The sequence below is a fragment of the Pseudomonas sp. A-R-19 genome (assembly GCF_019956575.1).
Lineage (GTDB): Bacteria > Pseudomonadota > Gammaproteobacteria > Pseudomonadales > Pseudomonadaceae > Aquipseudomonas.
Map to the genome: position 1 here is coordinate 1 of NZ_JAHBDR010000017.1, position 2,995 is coordinate 2,995.

Below are 2,995 nucleotides of genomic sequence, written 5' to 3' on the forward strand. Positions count from 1 at the left end.
GTTAGGTCGCATCGATGAAAAGGATGCAAAGGAAGATTATGTGACGTTAAAGGTGATCAGAAGTAAGTGACCTGGTGTTACCTATGTGACTGAACTCTTCTGTTACCTATGTGGTTGATCCCTTCACGCCCCTTGCGTCCGGCCCCTCGCTTAGGCTCGGGGTTCCTTCGCTCCGGCATTCATCCGGGGGCATCGCCCTCCGGTTGGCTTCGCTGGCACCTACATGCGATGAGTTCGACTGCGTCGAACGGCGCTGCGCGCCCATCCCCGGATGAACACCTCCGCTCAGCCTCCCGAGGGGGCGGGTGGATCAAGATCAAGAGCTGCAGGCGAGCTAACGCTCGGCCTGATGAGTGGTGAAGAGCATGGGTGTACGCCGCTTTTGCTTTTTGCTTTTTGCTTTTTGCTTTTTGCTTTTTGCTTTTTGCTTTTTGCTTTTTGCTTTTTGCTTTTTGCTTTTTGCTTTTTGCTTTTTGCTTTTTGCTTTTTGCTTTTTGCTTTTTGCTTTTCTGTAGGAGCTGGCTTGCCAGCGATGACGGCCTGCCAGCCAACCAATCCCTCGCAGATACACGCAAATCAAACTGTAGGAGCTGGCTTGCTAGCGATGGCGGCCTGCAAGCCAACCAATCCCTCTCAGATGTACTCAATCTCTGTAGGAGCCCGGCTTGCCGGCGATGGCGGTGTGTCAGGTGCCGCAGGGTTGGCTGGGGTGGCGCCATCGCCGGCAAGCCAGCTCCTACAGGGAGGGTGTAGAGCCTCACGATCAGGCCGGCCGGCAGGCCGCCTCGCTTTGGCTTTTGATCTTCTTGCCCCATCGAGAGGCCGAGTGGAGGTTCTGCGCAGTGGGCAACCCGGCATGGATGCCGGGTTAGCCGCCCCCGGCCATGGATGGCCGATGGCGGCGGGCCCACGGAGCAGGACCGGAGCGAGGGCATGCCGAGCCTAGGCGAGGCACCGAACGAAAGGGGCAAGAGCCTTTGGTTACTTTGGGCTTTTCAAAGTGACCCGCTGTAAGAGCGGAACCATAAGCGGCCGTTACCGCAGGAATGGATATGTACACCCGAAAGCCAGCGTCGAACGACAAACCTTCGCGAGCAGGCTCGCTCCTACAGGGGAGCCGGTTACCAAAATTCGAACAACAGAAAACAGATCAACGAATAAAGTGAATCTTCCCGCTGTCGTCATTACCCATGTAAATGCCATAAACCCCAGCCTGCCGCTCCTCGATATAACGCTCAAGAATCTGCCGAATCGCCGGGTAATAAATGCTCTCCCAGGGAATCTCCTCAGGCGCGAAGAACTTGTAGTCGAGGGTTTCCGGGCCGTACTGCCCGGTGATCTCCAGCGCGATGGCGCGAAAGATGATGTACACCTCGCTGATCTGCGGCACGCTGAAGATCGAATAGGGCGAGACGATTTCCGCGCGCACGCCGCTTTCTTCCCAGACCTCGCGCAAGGCCGCCTGCTCGGTGGTCTCGCCGCTTTCCATGAAGCCCGCCGGCAGGGTCCAGGTGCCGGGGCGGGGCGGGATGGCGCGTTGGCACAACAGGTACTTGCCGTCCTGCTCGATGATGCAGCCGGCAATGATCTTCGGATTGACGTAGTGGATGTAGCCGCAGCCGCGGCACATCAGGCGCTCGTGCGTATCGCCCGGCGGCACCCGCTGACCGAGATCAGCGCTGCCGCACTTGGGGCAAAAGCTCGGGCTGAACATGTCAGCGACCTATGCGCGGTTCTTTCAGCGCGATGGGCTGGGTGATCGCCGGGATGTCGCCGGTTTCTTCCTGCTTGCGCTTGAGGTAGTCCAGGGCCACGGCTGCGGCTGCACGCACGTGGTCGACGCACGCCTGGTGGGCGAGCAGCGGATCACCGCCCTTGATCGCCTCGACCATGCGTTCCATTTCCTGGTTGCTGGCGCCGCGACGGTTTTCCTGGGACACCGAAGTCGCGCGCAGGTAGCTGATGCGTGCCTGCAACTGGCGCAACTGAGTGGCCGCGACATGGTTGCCCGAACCTTCGAGCAGCACGTCGTAGAAACCCTGCACCGAGTCGATGACCTGTTGCAGCTCGCCGTCTTTGAGCGCCTTGCGGTTTTCTTCGAGGGCTTTTTCCAGGGCCTTGATGTCCTTGGCCTTGGCGCGCAGGGTGAACAGTTGCACGATCAGCCCTTCGAGCACGCAGCGCAGCTCGTAGATGTCCACGGCATCGGCCAGGGTGATGATCGCGACACGCGGGCCCTTGGCATCGGCGAATTCCACCAGGCCTTCGGATTCCAGGTGACGCAAGGCTTCGCGCACGGAAGTACGGCTGACGCCCAGGCGATCGCACAGATCGCGTTCGACCAGACGGTCTCCCGGCAGGAGCTGGAAGTTCATGATGGCGCTTCGCAGTTTATCCAGCACGATTTCGCGCAGGGTAACGGGGTTGCGATTGACCTTGAAGCTGTCGTCGAGTGGCAGGCGTTTCATGGGGTCCGCTCTTTAGGTTGGCTGTCCATGCCAGACGGGCATTTAAACAGCCGAGGGGTTAACTGGAGGCCTCGGCATCGGCTTCGGCGAAGGCTTCTCGGGCGAGCCGGAAACTGTCCACGGCAGCGGGAACACCGCAATATATGCCGACTTGAAGCAGAATTTCGCGTATTTGCTCACGACTCAGGCCGTTACGCAAGGCGCCGCGCACATGCAGCTTGAGTTCATGGGGGCGGTTGAGGGCCGAGATCATCGCCAGGTTGATCATGCTGCGCTCCTTGAGCGACAAACCCTCACGACCCCAGACATGACCCCAACAATATTCGGTGACCATCTCTTGCAGTGGCCGGGTGAAGTCGTCGGCGTTTTCGATGGAGCGGTTGACGTAGGCTTCGCCCAGCACCTGGGTGCGGATCTTCAGGCCTTTTTCATATTTATCGTTGTTCATTTTGCTGCTCTCCCGTGGGGGATTTGGATCTCGACGTCGATCTGTAGGAGCCGGCTTGCTGGCGATGGCGTACTTGCAG

4 protein-coding genes are annotated in these 2,995 nt (G+C 59.2%); all 4 read right to left on the minus strand.

Translation table 11 applies throughout. The features are described from left to right. Positions 1–334 precede the first annotated feature (334 nt). Positions 335–571, minus strand: coding sequence for a hypothetical protein (locus tag KGA88_RS01105; protein ID WP_223588313.1), 237 nt, complete (start codon positions 569–571; stop codon positions 335–337). Positions 572–1,150: 579 nt separating this feature from the next. After that, complete coding sequence (locus tag KGA88_RS01110) at positions 1,151–1,714, minus strand: NUDIX hydrolase (RefSeq protein ID WP_110662603.1); 564 nt, start codon at positions 1,712–1,714, stop codon at positions 1,151–1,153. A gap of 1 nt (position 1,715) precedes the next feature. Then, positions 1,716–2,468: a GntR family transcriptional regulator gene (locus KGA88_RS01115; protein ID WP_110662602.1), complete on the minus strand. Its 753-nt coding sequence runs from the start codon at positions 2,466–2,468 to the stop codon at positions 1,716–1,718. Positions 2,469–2,526: 58 nt separating this feature from the next. Then, positions 2,527–2,916 carry a carboxymuconolactone decarboxylase family protein gene (locus KGA88_RS01120; protein ID WP_110662601.1) on the minus strand — a complete coding sequence of 130 codons (390 nt, stop codon included), beginning with the start codon at positions 2,914–2,916 and terminating at the stop codon, positions 2,527–2,529. Positions 2,917–2,995: the final 79 nt, after the last annotated feature.